The sequence below is a fragment of the Pseudoalteromonas sp. NS-SX12 genome, from assembly GCF_057367955.1.
The window spans coordinates 1553114-1574929 of sequence record NZ_CM170635.1; the positions used below are offsets into that span (position 1 = coordinate 1553114).

Sequence of the window (21816 nt, forward strand, 5' to 3'; positions counted from 1 at the left end):
AAAGCCAATTGAGTCGCGTTTAATTTACCGTAATCTTGGGCTTTGTTTTTGGGTAAATAATATTGCCTTTTTTATCAAGCTGATACCATGCCACAGGGCCATTTTCTTGGTTAGGGTATCTTTGTGTACAAATTAACCTTGTGTCGTTAACCTCAATTACCGCACCTAAGGTATATTTTTTATCGTCATACCAACAGATTAAATGGTTCACCTCAGCTTCTAGCCAAATATGCTTTTTTGGTGTTTGCGCTGTCGCTAACGAAGAGACAATAAACATTGGAAGTACTAAAGCCAACACTCTCATTGTTGTTTCCTTATATTTGTGAATTTATTCATTCACTTCTAACCTTAAAGAGTTGCTAAGAGCAGAGTAGCGTAAATACCATGTTATGTCGTTTTTTTGCTTTATTTTTATTTTTTCTAAGTATACCTCTGCACAGTAAAGTGATAGATATCACGGTTGAAACCGATATTTATTTCTATGCTAAGGACATTATTGGCAAAACGCCAATCTTAGATATTACAGATTATTCGGGTAAAAATGCCCAGCGCGATGTCGTTGAATTTATTCTTATACAACAAGCGCTGCTATTAGGCGGTGCTGATATTCAATTTAACTTTATTTATGGCAATTACGATGCGCGTAATTTGAAGTTGCTAAACGAAGGCCTGTTACTGCTATCGTTTGATTCACTGTGGTTGAGTGCGACTGAGCGGTATAAGGATAATTTATATATTAGTGAGCCGCTCATTCGTAAAGGTGAGTACTACGCGGGTGTGTTTACATCAGAACAAAACGTTGCAAACTATAATGCAAAGACCTTATCGCTTTCGGACATGACAATTGTCTCAAGTAAAGATTGGCATGTTGATTGGGTCACGTTACAAAGTTTAAAACCTAAAAAGCTTGTGCATGAATCTGATTGGATCGTAATGGCTAAAATGGTAAGCCGAGGCTGGATTGATGGCATGTTAGCGCCGTTTAAAAAGCAGCATAACTTTTCTTACATTGGTCCCGACTATAAAATTTTTGCTATTCCCAATGTCAAAGTTGCGCTTAATGATAGTCGTCACTTTGTCGTTTCTAAAAAACATCCTTTAGGACAGCAAACGTTTGAAGCGTTACAGCGTGGGCTAAAAATACTGCGAGACCGAGGCCTAATTGAAAAAGCCTACCGAGAGGCAGGCTTTTTAAATGACGATGTAAAAGACTGGCGCACTATTAAAGTAGCTGATCCTTTATTCGACTAGGGTAACTTAGTTTGCATCAAGCTGGTTTTCAGGTGCGGCATCAATAAATGCTTGTATGCTGTTACAACGTTGATAAATCGCATTAATTTTTGGGAATTGTGCCATATCAAGGCCAAATCGTAATGCATTAAATACTTGCGGCACTAAGCATACATCGGCAAGGCTCGGAGTATCGCCACAACAAAAATCCGTTGCACCAATTTGCTTTTCTAGTTTTTCAAAGCCAATTTCGATCCAATGTAAATACCAAGCAGTTTTTTGCTCTTCGGTTACATTGAGTTTACCGGTTAAATACTTTAATACGCGTAAATTATCGATTGGATGAATGTCACAAGCAATTGCATAGGCAAAACTGCGTACTTGTGCTTTTTGCCATGGATCGTTCGGTAACAGTGGCGTTTGTGGGTGAATTTCATCAAGGTATTCTAAAATCGCAAGCGATTGACCTAACTTACCTTTTTCGGTTTCTAGCGCAGGCAGTAAACCTTGTGGATTGACGTTTAGGTAATCGTCACTTTGTTGTTCACTTTTTAGAAGATTTACCGGTACCATTTCGTGATCTAAGGCTTTTAAATTAAGCGCAATACGAACACGATAAGCAGCAGATGAGCGAAAATAAGTATAAAGTTTCATAAAATTAAATCCTTTAAGCACGAACAAAAAAGAACGGCTGTCCGTTCTTTTTACACTAACTTTGTTAAGTATGTGATCAGCAATTTAAGTGAAAAGATACTACTGACTAAAATATTTCTTAATACCTTTCCAGCAATCTAGGTAATTCTGCTGACGCTCTTTACCTTCAAGTGCATACTTGGTTGGTGAAATAACGTAACGCGATTCAAACATAAATGCGAGCGTGTTTTCATAACGCTGTGGTTCAAGCTCTGCATTTGATGCTTTTTCAAAGACGTCTGCTTCAGGGCCATGTGGCGACATGCAGTTATGTAAGCTCATTCCACCAGGTACAAAACCGTGTTCTTTTGCATCGTATACACCTTCAATTAAGCCCATAAACTCACTCATAATATTACGATGATAATAAGGCGGTCTGAAGGTATTTTCTGCAACCATCCAACGTGGTGGGAAGATCACAAAATCCACATTTGCAACGCCGGCAGTGCCTGAAGGCGAAGTTAATACGGTAAAAATTGATGGATCTGGGTGATCAAAACTTACCGTGTTCATTACGTTAAAACGCGAAAGCTCGTACTTGTAAGGCGCACTATTACCTGTCCAAGCAACAACATCAAGTGGCGAGTGACCGATATCGCAGCGGAACAAGTTGCCATTAAACTTAGCAACAAGTTCAAAGTCGCCTTCAATATCTTCAAATGCGGCAACAGGGTATTGGAAGTCACGCTCGTTGGTATAACCATTTGCGCCTACTGGACCGCGCTCAGGCAGAATATAAGGGTGACCGTAATTTTCACAAATATAACCACGCGCAGTAGCTTCAATTAGTTCAACCGAGAACTTAATGCCACGTGGAATTACTGCAATTTCCCCAGGTTTGATTGCAAGTTTACCGCATTCAGTATGAAGTACTATAGCGCCTTGTTGTGGCACAAAGAGTAATTCACCATCGGCATTATAAAAGTAGCGACCATCCATTGAGCTATTCGCTACGTAAACATGAATACCAATACCTGTTTGACCATTGGCACTGCCATTTGCAGCCATGGTGATTAAGCCGTCGACAAAGTCAGTTTTTTCAGTTGGAACATCAATCGGGTTCCAGCGAAGCATAGTCGGAGGCGTTGGCACCTCGGTGATTGGTGCAGTGCGCAGTAAACCGTTATCAAGCGGTGAATAATCGCCTTGTACAACAGAAGGACGGATGCGATAAAACCAATTACGACGATTATCTGCACGCGGTGCTGTAAACGCTGTGGTGTTGTATTGTTCAGCGTATAAATCGTACTTTACTTTTTGCGGTGAAAACTGGCCGATAGGCAATGCACCCTCAAGGGCTTCTGTTTCAAACTCGTTACCAAAGCCGGTTAAATAGTCATATTCTGGAAAACTCATAGTCACTCCCATTGTGATTTTTAACCAATATAGTCTCACGTGAGACTAAATGCAAGTGTACTTTGAATGGTTTATAACGTTATTGCTCGTCTTATGATCTATAGGGTAAACGGGCCAAGGGCATCTTGATTAAAAATGACTTAAGCGGTGTAGTGTGTTCTAGGCTTGCTTGTAAAACGCATAAGTTAGCGTCACACTAGCTGAAAATTTCTAAAACAAACACATTATGATAAGTCTTGATTCGTTCTTACCATATCGCCTGGCGCGTCTTAGTAATGCACTCAGTAATAGTTTTGCAAAAGTATATGCCGATAAGTATGGATTAACAGTACCCCAATGGCGTGTGATTGCGCATTTGGCGCAGCAATCAAACTTAACCGCGAAAGATATCTGCGATAGGGCAGAGCTTGATAAGTCCACCGCATCACGAGCGGTAAAGCAATTAATAGAAAAAGGCATTGTTGTGGGTATGCAAGACGAAAAAGATAAACGTGCAACGGTGCTTGCCCTAACAAAAGCAGGCGAACAATTGTTTTTCCAATTAGCAAATGATGCAAATAATTGGCAAGATGCATTATTTGATAAGTTAACACACGAAGAGCAAAGTACATTATTTACCATTATAAATAAGCTCGATGATGTGACCGATTAGTTTCGTAAGTTGCTTTAAAATCAAAAATGCCCAGCATGAGCTGGGCATTTTTAGTTAATAATACTTTGTATTAGAAGTTGTAACGAACGCCTAAACGAATTTCCCAAAGTGATGGATCAACTTCTACACTGGTACCTGACGGATTATGAAATTCCTCAAAGACATATTGTCCTTGGTCATTTATATCCGCGGTGACAGCACGTTGGAATGCACTACCACGTTTCAATACACCCCAGTCATCGTTTAGCATGTTGCCGATGTTTTTAACGATAAAGTAGGCTGAACCTGAGTGACCATCGTTAAACCCAGGAAATTGCTGCTCAACTTTGAAATCAATAGTTGTCCACCAATCACCATCGATTTCATTTCTATCTTGTATTTCGCCGCGTTTTAATCCTTCAGAGCTAACCCAAGCATTGAACGCTGCTAGGTCGAAGCCATCATCATAAACAACGTTTGCATCATTGCTTTGCGGCACATATAAAAGCTGACGGTCCTCGTCATTAAATCCTAAACCACCAGTATCATAAGAGAAAGTGTATGAATAAGGGTTAGTTTGGCTAACTTGCCCAAATAGGTTAAAGCGCGTTTCTAAGCCATCAATAAATTCATGTACATAACCTGCGGAAAAGGTGAAACGATGTGGCACCTCGTAATTGGATGTAGAAACACCTGGGTTTTCTGGATCACTCACGGCTATTCGATGATAGTTTGAAAACGCCACAGAGCTTGTCATTGGGTGCACTTCTTTCGCAATGGTATATGCATAAGAAGCTGCAATATCAAAGCCGTTATCAAACGATTTATTAAAAGCAAAAGAAAGTACATGGGAGTACCCGTCGCTGCCTTTGACATTGGTCAGTAACAGATCGGATTCACGAGGGTGGTTAACTCCTGAATACACCGGGCGTCCGTCCGGCGCAGTTCCCGTGATTTCATCAGCTAGGTTACGGACCACAGCGGAATCTTGTTTATCGGTATACAGATAGTCCAAGTTAAAGATGTAGTTTGACTCTGTGATATAGGTACCACCTAAGGCAAACTTCCATTCCGACGGAATTTCAAAGTTTGGATCGGTTACATTAGTGCTGTCATCGGCACCACCTTGCGAAACCGCGTCATAAAGTTCAACTGGAATATCGTAACCGGGGCGCCCTGAACCATTAAAGGCTATTGCATCAGGTCCCAAAATTTGAAGGTTTTTCTTATCGACTTGAATATTACGAATACCATCGTTTGAATAACTGTTTGAAATCCAAACATTCGGGTTACCGCCTGAATATAAACCAAAGCCACCACGTAGTTCTAATTGGTCGTTATAAATCCAGTTAAAACCAAAACGTGGTTGCAGTAAATCAACGCCATCTAAGTTTTGTTGATTTGAAAAACCATAGCGCTGTTCAAAATTCGCACTGTACTCTGGTACATCGTCACTGGTATACACGTCATAACGTAAGCCAAACGTCAGTGTTAAATCGTAATCAATTAAGTCGTAAGTGTCTTGCACATAAAATGTATTGAGCGCGTACTCAAATTCACCAGCAGCGTCTTTTGGGTTGTGACTTTGTGCGTTGCCGTAATATACGCGAGCAATACCGTTTTCAAAATCATCAATCGAACTAAAACGGTATTCGCCCTCATTGTGCTGGACAAACATGTTAAAAACATCGAGTGACTCGCGTTCATAACCAAACGATATTTCATGATTATCTAAAAAGTAAGTACCCGCCAGCTTTAGTGACAAGTTGTCGTATTTTAGTTTATTAGCTTGTCGCGAGTCATCAGGGCCAATGAAAACATCGGTGTCTGGTGTTGATATACGCATTTCACCAAAACCTGATGCCGTATCAATCGATATTTGACGATTATCTAACTTTGAATAGCCAATGCGTACTTCAGTTGAAAAGTCATCGGTCCAATCCGAATAAAGTGACGAAACGAAAGATTGTAATTTGGCCCCGCGTTCATAAAAGTGATTTGATAAAGATAGGGCACTTGAGCCCGAATCTGATTCGCTTAGCGTATAACCATCATTATAGTTATATACTAGGCTTGCACGGTGATCGTCGCTGATGTTCCAGTCTAATTTGACTAATAATTTTTCATCTTCAACCGGTAAACTTGGGATCATGCTACCAGGATCATAACCGTAATTCGTTTTAGCAATTTGCGTAATGCGGTCAATCGTAGCTTGGCTTACTTTTCCATTTGCAAAGGGCGTGTAATCAAAAATTTGTGCGCCATCGAGCTCTTCATAAGAGGTGAAGAAAAATAATTTATCTTTTATTAGTGGTAAACCAACATTAAAGCCATAACGTTTTTCGCTGTAGTCACCTGTGTCGACATGAGTTCCTTCAATTGAATCGCCTTTTAATGAATCACTGGTGTAATCAAAAAATACGCTGCCGCTAACTTCATTATTACCTGATTTTGTAACCGCATTGATGTTACATGACGTAAACCCGCCGTATTGCACATCAAACGGCGCGAGTTCAACTGCTACTTGGTCTATCGCATCAAAAGAAAAGGGCATGCGTTCAGTCGGATAACCGTTACTGTTCAAGCCAAAATTATCGTTCATACGCGCGCCATCAACAGTTAAACTGTTAAAACGAGGATTACCGCCAGCGCACTGAATCGCATCGCTTGCCGCTTCGTTTATATAGATCCTCGGATCGGTTCGAATAATGTCTTTAATATCGCGATTAATTGCAGGCTTACTTTGTAAATCATTTAAGGTGAAGTTACTTGCAGGCCCTGTACCGCCCGATTGCATGGAAAGAGGGCGACCAGTAACAAGTATTTGCTCCATTGCTGATGCTGATTGAAGCTGCACACTTAATGGGTATTCTTTACCTAATGTAAGATAAATATTTTCTACCATAGTGTCTTCAAACTCGTTGGAATCAACGATTACTTGATATGGGCCACCAACACGAAGGCCTTTTGCGCTAAATAAGCCTGCGTCGTTAACAGTTGCAGTTTTTACTGAACCAGAAGGTAAGTGGATAATCGTTATTTGTGTGCCAGTGGCAGGGTTACCGTAAGGCCCTACAATGTTACCTTTTAACGATGATGACGTATCATTTGCATACACCAATGTTGAACATAGACAGCTTGCGACTGCAAGTGGCAGTAGTTTTTTGTTGAAGAGCGTGTTCATAGATCTTTCCCTTGATAGTAGTTTTAGTAAGCCTAAAACAGCATCATTAAGCTTTTATTAAAATTATTACTTTTTAGTTACACTGCAATAGTTTAGCCTAATTTATTTCAGTGTAAAAAAAAGCCCAGCAATTGCTGGGCTTTTATTTTCAAGGGGTTTTTAGTTTAGAACTTGTAGCTTACACCAATCTTAGCTTGCCACGCTGACGAGCCCAGATCGATTGTGCTGTAGTTTAATGTGCTTGCGCCATCGTAACGCTTTTCAAGGATGTAACGGCCTTGGTCGTCTAAGCCGCCAAAGTCATAAAGCGTTTGGTTAGGGTATGATAGACGTTTTTCAACACCCCAGTCGCTGTTAAGCAAGTTAGCGAAGTTATCTACCATTAGGTAAACTTGCGCTTTGTGACCTTTCGCAAAACCAGGGATCTCTTGCTTAATGCTAATATCCATCTTAGTTACCCAAGGCTGGTTATCAGAGTTGCGGTCCATAATTGAACCTGAAGCACTTAAACCGGCTTTATTCATAAGTGCACTTAGCTCTTCCCAAGTAATGCCTGACTCTGCCCAGTTTACGTTTGGATCATCAGCACCTGTTGGAATGTAAGCAAGGTATGCACTGTTTGAGTAAAAGTCGCGTGTATCACCAAGATCTTCATCTTGATACATGCCCATTACCCAGCTAAATGGACGACCTGAACGACGTTCGAAGAACATATCGAAACGTGTTTCGTAACCGTCAAAGAACTCACGCTTGTAGTTTAGGTTTAACTTAAAGCTGTGTTCAATTTCGTAGTGGCCGCGCGCAGCCATATCCATGTTACGGCTTTTAACAATGTTATGCTTGTAGTTACTTTGTGCACGAGATGAAGAACCTACGTGGTTTTCTTCGATATCTTGGTGCGTGTAACTCATGGTCATGCTTACGCCGTTATCCCAGTTTTTCGCAAGTGACGTAACAAAGATAATTGAACGACCATCGTCATCAGCATTGGTCATCATGATGTCGAAGTTGTCAGCTTTGTCACCTTCGTAACGGCTTTCGTAAATTACACGTTCGCCATCAGCTGCTAAACCCACTTCTTTAAGTGCTGTGTTTTTCCAAACAGCTTCGTTTTGTTTCTTCTCATAAGCAAGTTCTGCTGACCAGATGTAGTCATCACCAAGGCCTTCAATTGAGAAGTTGTAATCAAAGCCTAACTGTGCACGCCAGCTTGACGGCAACTCAAAGTTAGGATCCGTGTAGTTAGTGCTACCCGCACCTGGCACTAGTGAATCTTGGATGGCCTGAGGTACTTCTGTAATATCAGCTGGGTTTTGTGAGTAGTAGTCAGCAATTGCACTGCTTGGTGCTGCTACATAAGTAATACCATCGTTTTGGAATGGGTTGTTGTACCAAACGTTAGGAATACCACCTTGGAAACGGCCTACACCACCTTTAACGGTTAAGTCGTCGCTCGCAAACCATTGGAAACCAATACGTGGAAGAATGATGTCTAAGCCATCAAGGTTTTCTTGGTTGCTGAAACCATAAGTCTCTAAAAACGCTTCGTTAAGGCGTGGTTTATCATCAGATGATAAACGCTCATAACGAACACCTGCGGTTAACTCAACGTCATCGTGAGGGTAGAAAGTGTCTTCGATGTAAAGAGCAATTTGGCTACGTGTTGCGTCATAGGCCGTGTCTTTTGAATCGTTTGTGTAGGCATTTGCGTAATCAAAATCGTAGTTACCACGGAAGTTGCCAACTTCACGGTTTGCAAAGCCGTCAAAGCTATCAAATTCCCATGAACCTAATGAGTTTGCAGCAAATAGGTTGTATAAACGTAAGCGCTCGTACTTAGCACCAAATTTAATTTCATGATCGCCAAGTAGGTAAGTACCGTCAAATGCAAGTGCAGTATTTTGGTTTTCTGCGTAGTTTGCATGACGGAATTGATCCATACCAAACTGGTAAGCAGGGCCACGGAACTTTTCTTCAACTAGCACGCTACCGATGTTTGAGTTAGTGTTGCTCTCAGTTGTTACATCTTTGTGGCTAATGCTGATTTCTGATGAAAAATCATCATTCCAATCTGAATAAATCTTAGTCGCGAAGTTATTGAATGTATTAACATAAGTGTAGCGGTTTGATGCTAACATCACAGTGTCACCACCATTACCGAAATTACGCTCATCTTGGTCGTCTTGCCACTGGTAAGTAAAGTCTAGACGGTGCGCGTCGTTAATATTCCAAGTAATTTTACTGATTAATGTATCATTGGTATCTTCAGGGTCGCCACCTAAAGAATCCGTCATACCGTACTCTGTTTCTAAGATAGATAAGAAACGGTTGAAGTTTTCCTCAGTTGTGTTGTAAAGGTGAGTTGCACCCGAACCTTCGAAACCATAATCCATCTCTAATTCACTACGCCATGATGTGTAGTTTGCGAAGAAGAATAGTTTGTCTTTGATAATTGGACCACCAACACTGAAACCGTAACGTGCTTCAGTTTGAATTGGGTCTACTTTTTCGGTTTCGTACGTACGCTCGTCTTGACCTTTAATTTCAACTAGACGATCTACGTCACCAGCCATATCAGGTGTTGATGTTTCGTAATAGCCAGAGAACTTAAACTCGTTTGTACCTGACTTAGTTACCGCGTTGATTGTACCGCCACCAAAGTTACCTTTAGATGCTGAGAAAGGTGCAAAGTCTACAGTAACTTGCTCGATAGCATCAAGTGATACTGGCGGCTGTTGTGATGGGTAACCACTGAAATTTAGGCCGAAATCATCATTTTGTGAGATGCCATCAACGGTTAACGCGTTAGTACGTGGATTGTTACCAGCAATTGTTAATTCACCAGAACCAGTTACTGTCGCAAGTGGGTTAATACGCGCAATATCTTTAATATCACGGTTGAAGCTTGGCGCATTTTCGATGATTTCTGCACCGAATGCACTGTTTGCTCCGCCAGCTTGTTGTGTATAGCTAACACCGGTTACTTGAATTGTTTCCATTGTTAATGGTTCAAGTTGCTCGCTAATACGGCTTGTTTGACCAAGGCTTAAGTAAATACGATCTTTAGTGATATCTTTATACTTATCTGAATCGATGATTACAGTGTAAGGACCACCAACACGAAGACCTTTAGCAAGGAATGCACCTGCGTCGTTCGTAGTATATTCAGTAACCGTACCCGATGGCTCGTGAATTAATTTAATTTTAACGTTAGCAGCAGCTTCTCCTGCAGGCGTAGTAATTTTACCGCGCACTGCTGATGAGGTTTCTGTCGCATAAACTGCACCAGATGCACCCAAACAAGCAGCAACAGCAAGTGTTAAAGCGCTTTTACGTAGTTGCGTTTTCATTAGTAGTTTCCCGTGTAACTAAATTTGAAAGTTAGTTTTAAAAATTTTATTGCTTTTGTTCATGCGTTAGCAGATTACTTAGTAACTGCTTTCGCGTGTGCCGATTCGTCAAAAATGTGGTTTAACAAACCAGCTAATCTAATTCCGCCTTGTAGTAAACGCTGTTTAATTACAGGCATTTGCTCGTAAACGTAATGGTATTTAAATTCACCGTTACCGATATCATACAAACCTTGTGCTAAATGAAATGATTCAAGCACCCAATCTTTGGGCTCTGAGGCTAGGTAAGTAGAAATGAGCTTTGCGTCGTTTGTATCAATAAACTCGGCAAATTCACTGTAAGAAAGGTTTTCGCTTTCAACTAAATCTTTATCCCACAATGAGTGTAAATTGGTTTCTTTACCGAAAAATTTCACTTTTATTTTATTTCCACCCCAGTCTTCACTGCGACCAGCGTGCATTGGTTGATGAATATCGCCAACTAAATGAGTGAGGAAACGAAAATAAAACTGCTTGTCTTTTAATGAGGTGTTCGCGCTTTTAAGCACCGCGGTGGCTTTCAAAATACCAGCGTAAATATCAGTAACTTCGCCGTCGGTGGCTGAAAGATGGTAATGATGAGGTTTAAATTCGTCTGCCGAAGCGATATTAATATAGTGCCACTTACCTGACTCTTTTTGCCAGAAGGGTTCTGGGTTAGAGCGCATTTCATCAGCCCAAGTGGTTACTTCAGCCAGTTTATCGCCTTGTAATAATGGGGCAATAGCATTACGAGTGTCAGCAGTTAAATGATTGTCGGCAATCTTGCCGATTATACGATGCCCATTTTGACTCCATGCAGCCGCTTGAAAGTGCGTTAGCGTAAGAGCAATTAATATCAAAGAACGTAAGCTCATAATCATCTTTTTAATTGTATGTAGTTGTTATCAACAAGGCTAATTGTCCTTAGTTTTACAAAAATAGAAAGGACTCATTAGGATTCATAATTACTTGTTAACAAAATAATAAAATCAATGGCTTATGTTTTTTAAATAAATTTACCTATTGCAATAAGTAAATATACGTGATGAAATTGAGGCTTGAATTGAGCATAGATAATAACAATTAAAATGAAATATAACTTTTTGTTTTCAAAAGCGGTAATAACAGCTGTTTTTTGTATATTAATTGTTCTTTTTGGTTTTCTAGGGAGCTCTCAATACCCAACCAAATTAAAGGCAATTGATACTTTTATGTCTGTCAAGCAACAATGTGATAAAGCGTTGTCAGAAAATGAAAATACGTTCAATATTTATGTACCAACAGAGCAGTTAGCAAAGCAGCTTATACCGTATTTTTGTAATAACCCGATTGTTGCAAAGCAGTTTGGCCAAGTGCAGTTAAACTGGGGCCATAATATGAGTGATGCATTAGATTTTATCGGGCGAGGTAACGCTGATTTAATCATGACTAAAGAGAATTTAATGGTTGCCTTTAAAAGTGAATACACTTTTAACTATAAAACCTTGCTTGCCTATCCTGATTACACTGCATTTTTTATATCGTTAAATGAAAAACCAAAGCTTGAAAAAGAGTATTTTATTGATAAACGTATTGGCTTGTTGGATTACCCAAGTAGCCGTTCTGGTTACATTTTACCGAGAACGCTGTTTAAACGTTTAAATATTAATGTTGATAGTTTGGACATTGTGCAGGCTAACTCACATTCTGCGCTGAGAGATCTGCTAGCTGAAGGAAAAGTCGATGTGATTGCGTCTTATTGGAAGCAAGACGATATGGACCGTTTTTTAGAAAATTACATTACACCGATCAGCAGTAAAGTGAGTGGAAGTCGTTGGTATTTTAAAATGGAGACCGAAAACACAGAGCTTGTATGTGCAATTAATCAAATTATTCACCGCCATGCAAATGCCCAAACCTCTCCTTATTTTAAAGATGTAGAAAGTTATGTTGAATGTTAAAAAAAATAAGCAAATTTTGCTGTGCATATTAGTCTTTTTGGTATTTCAGTTGGTCTATGGTGTAGCTAAACGCATAAATCTTGTTAATGCTGAGTACCAGTTAACACAACATATTGAAAATAGAATCGCAAAAGACTTAAATCGCTTACCTTTACCTGATCCAAATAAAAGTAGTGCTGGCAATGATCTGGCTGTGGCAAATTACATTACGGCATTAAATGAAAAATTAATGCACCATCCACTATTACCGAAGGTATTGGCTATTCAGTCAAATAACTACGATGTTGGCTCAAATCGTAAAGTTGTAACCCATCAATTTAGTACGCCTACACAAGTAGTGCGATTTGCTTTCTCGCTAAAAAAATTAGGCTTGTTTGATTATTTTTCGTGGTTGGCACTCATCGCAAGTATCGGATTTTATTTTTTAGTTAACTACCGTTATGGCTTAAAGTTAACAAAAAACAATTTGGTAGTAGAGAGTATTGACGAAGAGCGAGCGAGACTGGTTATCGATCTTGAACAGAAATTGCTGATTAACAGTCGTACTCACACAAGCGTACCACTTGCTAACAAGCCATTATGTTTTTATACAGCATTGATAGAATATTGCATGGCACAACCAGATGTTTTACTCAACCAAAATAAAGAGCTGCCAGATGAACTTGTTAGCCTTGCAAACAAGTATTTTTATCGTTTAACGGAATTAGGACACACTATTCGTAAAAGGCCGAACTTTTCAAATAGTTTAGAGAAAACGCTAAGTGAAATTCGCGCTGCGCTAGATGAAATTCTATTGGATGATATTGAACTAAAAGACATGCTCTATCCACCAAAAGCCCATGGAGAAGGGTCACGTTCAAAGCTTCATCATTATGGATTACGTAATGTTGATACTGACCAAATTGAAATAATCGGTAAATAATCGTAAGAACTTTGTCGATGATACGTATTATGCTTTTAAGTTTCTAAAGCATACGCGTTTATCAACCTCTAATTTGATAAATTTTTGAGTTATTCAAAATTTGGTAACGCGTTGAATCTTTATTGTCCCAATTCAGCAAAACCGAGTAGACGTGGTGCAATAATACGGGCTCTATCATTTTAACGATTGTTATTTAGGTTTTTTCGCTGTTAGCAACTTCAATTTCTACTCCGTCAAACCTGCTAAAATTCATTTGAGGATCATTCGAAGTTAGATCCGGTAGCTAAAATATCTAATTTGGTTTTTATGTTTCTAATTAACTGAAAGACTCAAACCAATTAAAAAACTTATTTTTGTAGTAGGGGCTAAGCTTGGGAAGACACGCTTTATACTATGAAAGGTAAAAGACGTAAGTGTTAGCTTACGTCTTTTAGCAGGGAGGGTTTAAATCTTAGTTGCATCAACCGGAGAGTTTTGTAAAAAGTAATTTTTCAATACTTCAGCGTCAATTGTGTCGGTTGCAACAAAATGTGGGTGTTTTGTCATATTCGGGTAGCCATCACCGCCTGCTGCATTATAGCTATTGAGTGTAAAACGATAGCGTTTATTGGCATCAAAAGGTTTGTTACCAATACTAGTGATAGTTAACTCATCATTTTCTTTTTTAAATTCGATGCCATAAAACTGGCAGTAGGCGCCTGAATCCGGTGGAAAACTGGCAGCTAAACTGATGTAATCAACCAGTTCTTGGCCTTTTAGTTCAAGATAGGTAATGCGGTTTTTAAATGGGTGAACCTGCAAAATATCTTTGTAGCTAACATCGCCAGCTTTAATTGAATCGCGAATACCACCGCCGCTAATAATACCGAAATCTGCACCAACACTTTCACTTTGTGCTTTTGCAATCAAACGGCCTAGATTGGTTTGCATAAAGCGAACTTTATTACGCGAACCTTCTAAATCACCAATTAATTCACCGATCGGCTGTGAAATTTTTGCTGAACCTTTCTCTTGGTAAGGTGTTAAAAAGGCGAGCATTTTAGGATCTTCCGGGATCCTTTCTGATGCAAGCTTTTTGACGGTTTGACCATCTTGCTTTGTTTCACGCAGCATATTAACCGGAATAAGCTCATAGTTTAGTAGTGTAAGCGCGTTGTTTTTCAACGAAAACTCGGCTTTACCAACATACTTACCCCATTCATGCGCTTGCATAATCCATGTGCCATTTTGACGATCAGGACGGCATTCATCGCCTGGTAAAAAGTCGCTATCAGCAGTATTGTCACCTTCCATACAAACAGGTTCTTGTGAATGTCCACCAATAATAAGATCCAACGCACCTGCATTAAGTGTACGAGCCAAAGTCACGTCGCCTGGCGCGTTTATGCCATGTTTAGCATCAACGTAATGCCCCATGTGCGTTACGGCGATTGTAATATCGGGTTGGTAGGTTTTTTCGAGTTTTTCTAGTAAAGGAGCTGCAGAATCTGCGGGTGTACGAAATTCAAAATGACCTACATAATCAGGGTTTGCGATTTTAGCCGTATCGACTGTGGTTAAACCAATTACCGCAATTGTTAAATCGTCACGTTTAATGATTTGGTAAGGCTGGTATGCATGCTCGCCCGTTTTTTTATTAAATATGTTTGCCGAGAGCAGCGGGAAGTTTGCCCACGCAATTTGTTTATCTAGAACGTCTAGTGAATTGTCAAATTCGTGATTACCGATAGCCATGGCATCGTAGCCAATTAAGCTCATGCCTTTAAAATCTGGTTCAGCGTATTGTAAATCGGATTCAGGCACGCCAGTGTTTATATCACCACCTGATAACAACAGCACTTGATGATTTTTCGCTTTTGCCTCAGCACGTAAACGGTCAATAAGCGTTTTTCTTGCCGCCATACCATACTCACCTTGCTCATTGCGCCAAAAGCGCCCGTGGTGGTCATTGGTGTGCAAAATGGTGAGCTTTTGCTCATTATTTGTCGCGTAGCTGTTGTTCATAAACAGCATAGAGAGTGCTAAAAAAGTGAAAGAGCGCACAGTAATCATTATAAATTTCGGCAGTTAATTAACAAACGCTATTATTCTAACCATCACAATAAAATTATGGGCGGACAATTGTCCGGTTGCGAGGGCCGAAATCGCAAAACCTCGTAATTATTGTTAAAGGAGTGTTATTAATTGTAATTCTCACGTGAGTTTTATAGCCATATTAGCAAATAGTCTGTAAGCTGCTGTCGATAAAAATTAACAAAATATTCACGGGAAATTATGGACAAGCTAAAACTATCTCTCTTAGCTGCTGGCTTATTTGCGGGCGCTGCGCAGGCAACGATTGTTGAGGTTCAAACAACTCAAGGCAACTTTCAAATAAACCTGTTTGATGAAACTACACCAAAAACAGTCGAGAACTTTCTAAAATATGTTAATGACGAGCGTTACAATGAAGTGGTGTTTCACCGCTTAATAACGAACTTCGTGCTGCAAGGTGGTGGCTACACTTATGAAGGTAGTAAGTTTATACCTATCAATACCTATGGTACTGTGGTAAATGAGCCAGTTTATTCTAACGTACGTGGCACCATTGCCATGGCAAAAGTTGAAAATGATTCAAATAGTGCGACGAGTCAGTGGTTTATCAATCTTAAAGATAATAGTGGCGATCTAGATCTACAAAACGGTGGTTTTACGGTATTTGGTCAAGTAATTGGTGAAGGCATGGATTTAATTGACCAATTATCAAATTTTGAGTGTAACACGGTACCTTTAACAAATACGACCAATGATGAGTGTGCAGACCTTAAAAATGGTAATGCATCGCTTGGCGCTGAACGTTTAATTACCATCGAAAATGTTACGATTATTGATAGCAACAGTGACACCGCAAGTGATTTAACACCAAAGGAAAATACCTTAATAAAAGAGCCACCAAAGCCGCCAGTAACGTCGGATGACTCAGGTGGTAGTTTTGGCGCATTATTGGGCTTAATGGCGAGTGCGTTAATTTGGCGACGCAAGCGCAAGCCTGTGTTAGCGCGCTAACGCAAAATCTCATTTGTTGACAAACCGTTACAAATAATAAAATTAAAGTATTGCATTTAATCACTGCTTTTTTATAGTGGAATAAATGTATATCAATTCACTTAATTGATTAATCATTCTAGCGGGTTAAATTTTATGCTTCAGCGTTTAATTTATCCAATGCGCTATGTGATTACCTATTTAGTAGAATTGGTATTAAAAAACGCTCTATGACAAGACACTAGAGCGTTTTTTGTATTTATAACTCTAGGGAACCATTATGAAAAAAGCACTTAGCCTAAGTGCATTAGCACTTGCTGTTTTAGTTGGCTGTAATGCCACTAACCAAGCTAATACCTCTTCGAATAATCCAAATCTATACGCAGAATCACTGGTTGTTAGCCCGAACGATAACCGCGAATACAAAACATTAAAATTAAGCAACGAGATTGAAGTTGTTTTAGTGTCAGACCCAAGTGTTGATAAATCTGCTGCAGCGCTCAGTGTGGGTGTTGGTTTATTGCATGACCCGATGACACAACAAGGTATGGCGCATTATTTAGAGCATATGCTGTTTTTAGGCACTGAACGTTTCCCTGATACCAACGAATATTCAGAGTTTATGACCAAAAATGGTGGTGCTCATAATGCATATACTTGGTTAGATATTACCAACTATATGTTCAAAGCGAACAACGATGCATTTGAAGAAGGGCTTGACCGTTTTTCTGATTTCTTTAAATCACCGAAGCTTTATTCAGAGTATACCGACAAAGAAAAGAACGCTGTAAACGCTGAATGGTCAATGCGTCGCGAGCTTGATTTCTTTGGTCAGTTCAAACTTGCTCGTAAAATGATGGGTGAACACCCAGCAAACCGCTTTTTAATCGGTAATTTAGAAACCCTTGGTGATAAAGAAGGCAGCAAGCTACACACCGAAACCGTTGCCTTTTTTGATAAATATTATTCATCAAATATCATGAAAGTAGCATTACTTAGCAATAAGCCACTTGCTGAGATGGAAGCGCTAGCGAATAAATACTTTTCAGATATTAAAAATAAAAATATTGAAAAGCCGAGTGTTACAGCAAAAGTTGATTTAACAAAAGTTGGCGGTAAAAAGGTATTTTATAAGCCAAATAAAGACGTTAAACAGTTAACACTCGACTTCACAATTGAAAATAATAGCGACCAATTTGCGCTCAAACCAAATCGTTTTCTGTCATACTTAATTTATTCAGAAATGCCGGGCACACCTGCTACGTTATTACGTGAAAAAGGCTGGATCTCAGATCTCGGTGCTAATGCATCACCTTCACATTATGGTAACTATGGTACGTTCTCAATTGATGTCACGTTAACAGACAGTGGTATGGAACACCGTGATGAGATTGTTGCCATTATCATGCAGTACATCGACCTTATTCGCGAAAAAGGCGTTGATAAGAAGTACTTTGATGAAATCAGAACATCACTTAATAATCAGTTCAAATTCTTAGAAAAAGGTGATGAATTTGGTTATGTATCTAACCTTGCAGGCGCAATGCAAGTTTATCCAACGAATCATGTGATTAATGCACCATATTACTATGGTCAGTTTGATGAAAAAGCAATTGAACAAGTGCTTGATCAACTTACACCAGAAACGTTAAAAATTTGGTACGTAAGCCAAAAAGAAGAAACAGACAGTACACTTCATTTCTATGATGGTAACTACCGCATTGCTGATATTTCACAAGATGAAATTAACAGCTGGAAAGCGCCAACAAACGTTGCGATGAACTTGCCTGCAGTAAATCGTTTATTGCCAGAAAGCTTTGATTTAAAAGCCGCTAGCGATGAAATTAAAGAGAAACCGCAGCTTGTTCACGACACTAAGCATATTAAAGTATGGCAGTTTGCGAGCAAAAACTTCTCGCACCAGCCAAAAGGCATGCTGAAAGTGTATATTAATAACCCAGCAACGCTTAGCGATATGGACACAGCGATTCTATTATCAGTTTGGCAAGACCTATACAGTAAGAATGTCGTTGCGTTGAATACAGAAGCAGGTGTGGGCGGTATGTCTATGAGCCTTTCTGATTCAAATGGTGTGGTATTCACTGTGAATGGTTTTACCGACAAACAAAGCGAATTAATTGTAGCCGGTATGAACGAGTTACGTGTTGCGCCAACTGAGCTTGAGTTTAACCAAGCGAAAGACCGTTTCTTACGTGCTGTTGCAAACAAGAGCAAAAACTTCCCTTACAGCCAAGCATTCAATGCGTTTTATAAAGTAACAAGCCAAGGCAGTTATGAAGACGCTGCATTGATTGAACGTGCTAAATCGCTTTCAATTAGCGACTTAAACAAAGTAATGCAGCAGGTTCTTACTAATAACCAAGTACGCGTATTTATGTTTGGTAACTACGACCAGAATGACGTGAAAACCGTTGTATCTAGTCTTGAAAAAGCGCTACCTAACGAGGTGACAACAACGCAATACGCACGTGCGAAAGCGTGGTTACCAAAAGCTGGTCAAGTGTTTAGCGTACAACGTGATATTGACGTAGCTGATGTTGCTTTAGTTGATATGCATATGCACCCAATAAAAGGTAAGAAACAAGAAGCGCAAGGGCTTATTTTACAAGGTCACTTTAGCAATAAAGTATTTGATAAATTACGTACCGAAGAGCAACTGGCGTACGCAGTAGGTGGCTTTAGCACCACGCTTGACGACTATGTTGGTTTTGGTATGTATATTCAAACACCAGTTAAAGGCCCAGGTGAAATGCAGGCGCGTTTCGATGAATACAAGCTTGAGTACAAAAAAGAGCTCGATGCAATTAGCGAAGAGACGTTTGCGCAACTTAAAAATGCGGTCCTGATCAAGCTAAACGAGCAGCCGAAAAACCTAGGTGATGAGTTAAGACCATACTTGTCAGATTGGTATGAAGAAAACTTTGATTTCAACTCAAAAGCTGAGCTGATTAAAGAAGTAGAACAAGTAACACTTGCTGATGTGAAAGACTTTTACGCAAAAACGGTACTTAATAAAGATGCAGCGCGCTTAAACGTGCAAATGCGCGGTACTAAATTTGCGGACAAGGGATTTGGAAAAATCGATAATCAGACGGTTATTTCAGATTTTACAAATGCAGGTCAGGTACTTGATTATCAAAATTAATTGATAGTTTTTTGTGAAAGGCGAGCAAATGCTCGCCTTTTTTATGCGTCACAATTGTTCAATATAAACTCAATATTCGCGTCACATTTGCTTCATATGCTGAACTTAAAACAGCTTTATGGCCAATGTTATGATCCATGTCGACCAAGTAATCGCAAAACAATTTCCGCAACTTATAAATAACCCTTTGCTTTATAAATCAAGCAGCAAATTATTAAAAAATTTAATGCATGAAGGGGATTTTCATCAATTTGAAAATGATTTTCCTCATTTATCAGGACTTGATTTTGTAGAGCAAGTGCTTGATTATTTTGATGTTAGTTATTCGGTGCGAGATAGCGAAAAGCTGCATATTCCCGCATCAGGACGTTTGGTGATAATTGCCAATCACCCAATTGGCTCGCTCGATGCATTGGCATTGATTAAGTTAATTAGTGAAGTGCGTAGCGATATTCGCGTGATGGCAAACCAACTGCTTTATAGCTTAGCGCCGCTACAAGAAATGTTAGTGCCAGTTGATAACATTAAAGGCACAACCAGCAAAATTACCGTCAATCGTATAAAAGAGCATTTGAGCGATGAAGGTGTGTTGCTGATCTTTCCTGCTGGCGAAGTGTCACGTTTAAGACCAACAGGGGTGCGCGATACCTTTTGGCAAAAAGGCTTTTTAAAAATCGCAAAAGCGTATCAAGCGCCCATACTGCCAATGCATGTTGATGCTAAAAATTCCCCCATGTTTTACAGCGTTTCAATGCTTTATAAACCGCTTGCGTCGTTCTTGTTAGTGAATGAAATGTTTAAGCAACGCAAACGTAATTTTCCTATACGCATCGGCGCGCTTATTCCCTATAGTGCGTTTGCTGATTCACCGCTTCACGATACGCAATTAACTAAACTGTTCAAAAAACACATTTATGCCATTGGTGATGGTAAACCAGGCTATTTTCAAACTGAAAAATGCATTGCCTTGCCAGAGAACAAAGCAAATTTGAGCCGCTTAATTCGTGAAAAATGTAAATTGCTTGGGGAAACCCATGATGGAAAAATGATCTACTTGTATCAGCATGGTGATAGCTGCGTAATTATGCGTGAAATTGGCCGCTTACGTGAAATCGCGTTTCGTGCGGTGGGTGAGGGCACAAACCAAAAGCGCGATATAGATAAATACGATAGCGATTATTTACATCTAATTTTGTGGGACAAAGACGAACTAGAAATTGTCGGCGCATACCGTTTTGGTCGTGCTGATGTTTTAACACACAATGCAAAAAGCGCCGGGTTATACTCGTCAACGCTTGTGAATTACAAAGACGAAATGGCACCTTATTTTGCAAAAGGACTCGAACTTGGCCGCAGTTTTGTGCAGCCAAAGTACTGGGGCAAACGCAGCTTAGATTATTTATGGTTTGGTATAGGCGCGTACTTGCAACATCATCCTGAAATTCGCTATTTATTTGGTCCTGTTAGTATAAGCGGTACGTTACCTGAACCTGCAAAAGATCAGCTAGTAAGCTTTTATTCCCATTATTTTGCTCATCAAAGCACATTAGCAACATCAAACAATCCGTATCGCTACACAAACACGCATGAATTGCCAAATTACACAAACGATTACAAAGAAGATTTCAAAGCACTCAAAAGCACATTGGCAGGGCAAGGTGTAGCGATCCCCACTTTATACAAACAATATACCGAGTTGTGTGAGCCTGGTGGCGTTAAGTTTTTGTGCTTTGGTGTTGACCCAGACTTTAACAATAGTGTTGATGGCCTTGTTTTAGTTGATTTAAATACATTGAAACAAAACAAACGAAAACGTTATTTAAATCAGTAGATTTAGCTGCAGGAATATGTCAGGTTAATAAGAAAACAAAAAGGGTTTTGTTGTGATATCTGTTATTCCTCTTTACGCGGCGCTGCTAGGCTTAATTTACATTTATTTGAGTGTGGCAACGCTAACGCGCCGCAAAAAAATTCTCGTCGCGTTAGGCGATGGCGGTGACAAACTGCTGCAAAAGAAAATGCGAGCGCACGGTAACTTTCAAGAATACGTACCAATTAGTTTAATATTAATCGGATTTGCAGAATACTTAGGTGCTGCATCACTGTTTGTTCATGGATTAGGTGTTGCACTACTTGTTGGGCGTATTTCTCATGCCTATGGTGTCAGCATGTTACATGAAAAATTAGTGTTTCGCGTAACTGGCATGGCATTAACCTTCTTATCTATCTTGCTTAGCAGTATCGCAATACTCTATCTTTTATATCGTTAACAAATCGCCTTAAAATTCAGTGAGGTTAG

Annotated in this window: 15 protein-coding genes; 8 read left to right on the plus strand and 7 right to left on the minus strand. The window is 39.6% G+C overall.

What is annotated here, in order from left to right; genetic code table 11:
• Positions 1-19 precede the first annotated feature (19 nt).
• Positions 20-304, minus strand: coding sequence for a DUF1496 domain-containing protein (locus AC2IOM_RS21330; RefSeq protein ID WP_486360107.1), 285 nt, complete (start codon positions 302-304; stop codon positions 20-22).
• Positions 305-444: 140 nt separating this feature from the next.
• Between AC2IOM_RS21330 and AC2IOM_RS21335 the strand changes: the two genes are divergently transcribed.
• Positions 445-1251 (plus strand): hypothetical protein, encoded by an 807-nt coding sequence (locus AC2IOM_RS21335; RefSeq protein ID WP_486360108.1) that lies wholly within the window; start codon positions 445-447, stop codon positions 1249-1251.
• Positions 1252-1257: 6 nt separating this feature from the next.
• On the opposite strand, the gene maiA is transcribed toward AC2IOM_RS21335, so the two are convergent.
• Together maiA and hmgA are read right to left on the minus strand one after the other, a co-directional pair.
• Positions 1258-1884, minus strand: coding sequence for a maleylacetoacetate isomerase (gene maiA / locus AC2IOM_RS21340; RefSeq protein WP_486360109.1), 627 nt, complete (start codon positions 1882-1884; stop codon positions 1258-1260).
• Positions 1885-1983: 99 nt separating this feature from the next.
• The gene (gene hmgA, locus AC2IOM_RS21345) at positions 1984-3279 is read right to left on the minus strand and encodes a homogentisate 1,2-dioxygenase (RefSeq protein WP_138633186.1); all 1296 of its coding nucleotides are present in this window, start codon (positions 3277-3279) and stop codon (positions 1984-1986) included.
• Between the two features lie 226 nt (positions 3280-3505).
• Here hmgA and AC2IOM_RS21350 point away from each other — a divergent pair, with 226 nt between their 5' ends.
• Positions 3506-3931, plus strand: coding sequence for a MarR family winged helix-turn-helix transcriptional regulator (locus AC2IOM_RS21350; protein WP_486360110.1), 426 nt, complete (start codon positions 3506-3508; stop codon positions 3929-3931).
• 70 nt (positions 3932-4001) lie between these two features.
• Here AC2IOM_RS21350 and AC2IOM_RS21355 read toward each other — a convergent pair whose 3' ends face one another.
• The 3 genes from AC2IOM_RS21355 to AC2IOM_RS21365 all read right to left on the minus strand — a co-directional run bounded on the left by AC2IOM_RS21355 (position 4002) and on the right by AC2IOM_RS21365 (position 11340).
• Positions 4002-7094, minus strand: a complete 3093-nt coding sequence (locus tag AC2IOM_RS21355; RefSeq protein WP_486360111.1) for a TonB-dependent receptor — start codon at positions 7092-7094, stop codon at positions 4002-4004.
• A gap of 164 nt (positions 7095-7258) precedes the next feature.
• A complete protein-coding gene (locus AC2IOM_RS21360) occupies positions 7259-10444 on the minus strand; it encodes a TonB-dependent receptor (protein ID WP_486360112.1) in 3186 nt (1061 codons plus the stop codon).
• A 74-nt stretch (positions 10445-10518) separates the two neighbouring features.
• The gene (locus AC2IOM_RS21365; protein WP_105172962.1) at positions 10519-11340 is read right to left on the minus strand and encodes a S1/P1 nuclease; all 822 of its coding nucleotides are present in this window, start codon (positions 11338-11340) and stop codon (positions 10519-10521) included.
• Between the two features lie 336 nt (positions 11341-11676).
• Here AC2IOM_RS21365 and AC2IOM_RS21370 point away from each other — a divergent pair, with 336 nt between their 5' ends.
• Together AC2IOM_RS21370 and AC2IOM_RS21375 are read left to right on the plus strand one after the other, a co-directional pair.
• Positions 11677-12405, plus strand: a complete 729-nt coding sequence (locus AC2IOM_RS21370; RefSeq protein WP_234004726.1) for a type 2 periplasmic-binding domain-containing protein — start codon at positions 11677-11679, stop codon at positions 12403-12405.
• Complete coding sequence (locus AC2IOM_RS21375) at positions 12392-13327, plus strand: hypothetical protein (protein WP_486360113.1); 936 nt, start codon at positions 12392-12394, stop codon at positions 13325-13327. The genes AC2IOM_RS21370 and AC2IOM_RS21375 overlap by 14 nt, the downstream gene beginning before the upstream one ends.
• Before the next feature lie 444 nt (positions 13328-13771).
• Here AC2IOM_RS21375 and ushA read toward each other — a convergent pair whose 3' ends face one another.
• Positions 13772-15340 (minus strand): bifunctional UDP-sugar hydrolase/5'-nucleotidase UshA, encoded by a 1569-nt coding sequence (gene ushA, locus AC2IOM_RS21380; RefSeq protein ID WP_486360114.1) that lies wholly within the window; start codon positions 15338-15340, stop codon positions 13772-13774.
• Positions 15341-15601: 261 nt separating this feature from the next.
• Between ushA and AC2IOM_RS21385 the strand changes: the two genes are divergently transcribed.
• From AC2IOM_RS21385 to AC2IOM_RS21400, 4 genes are all read left to right on the plus strand, one after another.
• A complete protein-coding gene (locus AC2IOM_RS21385; RefSeq protein ID WP_486360115.1) occupies positions 15602-16372 on the plus strand; it encodes a peptidylprolyl isomerase in 771 nt (256 codons plus the stop codon).
• Between the two features lie 259 nt (positions 16373-16631).
• Positions 16632-19517, plus strand: a complete 2886-nt coding sequence (locus AC2IOM_RS21390) for an insulinase family protein (RefSeq protein ID WP_486360116.1) — start codon at positions 16632-16634, stop codon at positions 19515-19517.
• A gap of 130 nt (positions 19518-19647) precedes the next feature.
• Entirely contained in the window at positions 19648-21348 is a 1701-nt protein-coding gene (olsF, locus tag AC2IOM_RS21395; protein WP_486360117.1) for a bifunctional ornithine lipid synthase OlsF, read from the plus strand.
• 52 nt (positions 21349-21400) lie between these two features.
• Positions 21401-21787 carry an MAPEG family protein gene (locus AC2IOM_RS21400; RefSeq protein ID WP_010559347.1) on the plus strand — a complete coding sequence of 129 codons (387 nt, stop codon included), beginning with the start codon at positions 21401-21403 and terminating at the stop codon, positions 21785-21787.
• Positions 21788-21816: the final 29 nt, after the last annotated feature.

What these genes read in the sequence shown, in the direction of transcription:
- AC2IOM_RS21330 (WP_486360107.1), bottom strand. Translation starts at nt 304, where the DNA reads ATGAGAGTGTTGGCTTTAGTACTTCCAATGTTTATTGTCTCTTCGTTA.
- maiA (WP_486360109.1), bottom strand. Translation starts at nt 1,884, where the DNA reads ATGAAACTTTATACTTATTTTCGCTCATCTGCTGCTTATCGTGTTCGT.
- hmgA (WP_138633186.1), bottom strand. Translation starts at nt 3,279, where the DNA reads ATGAGTTTTCCAGAATATGACTATTTAACCGGCTTTGGTAACGAGTTT.
- AC2IOM_RS21350 (WP_486360110.1), top strand. Translation starts at nt 3,506, where the DNA reads ATGATAAGTCTTGATTCGTTCTTACCATATCGCCTGGCGCGTCTTAGT.
- AC2IOM_RS21355 (WP_486360111.1), bottom strand. Translation starts at nt 7,094, where the DNA reads ATGAACACGCTCTTCAACAAAAAACTACTGCCACTTGCAGTCGCAAGC.
- AC2IOM_RS21360 (WP_486360112.1), bottom strand. Translation starts at nt 10,444, where the DNA reads ATGAAAACGCAACTACGTAAAAGCGCTTTAACACTTGCTGTTGCTGCT.
- AC2IOM_RS21365 (WP_105172962.1), bottom strand. Translation starts at nt 11,340, where the DNA reads ATGAGCTTACGTTCTTTGATATTAATTGCTCTTACGCTAACGCACTTT.
- AC2IOM_RS21370 (WP_234004726.1), top strand. Translation starts at nt 11,677, where the DNA reads ATGTCTGTCAAGCAACAATGTGATAAAGCGTTGTCAGAAAATGAAAAT.
- AC2IOM_RS21375 (WP_486360113.1), top strand. Translation starts at nt 12,392, where the DNA reads ATGTTGAATGTTAAAAAAAATAAGCAAATTTTGCTGTGCATATTAGTC.
- ushA (WP_486360114.1), bottom strand. Translation starts at nt 15,340, where the DNA reads ATGCTGTTTATGAACAACAGCTACGCGACAAATAATGAGCAAAAGCTC.
- AC2IOM_RS21385 (WP_486360115.1), top strand. Translation starts at nt 15,602, where the DNA reads ATGGACAAGCTAAAACTATCTCTCTTAGCTGCTGGCTTATTTGCGGGC.
- AC2IOM_RS21390 (WP_486360116.1), top strand. Translation starts at nt 16,632, where the DNA reads ATGAAAAAAGCACTTAGCCTAAGTGCATTAGCACTTGCTGTTTTAGTT.
- olsF (WP_486360117.1), top strand. Translation starts at nt 19,648, where the DNA reads ATGATCCATGTCGACCAAGTAATCGCAAAACAATTTCCGCAACTTATA.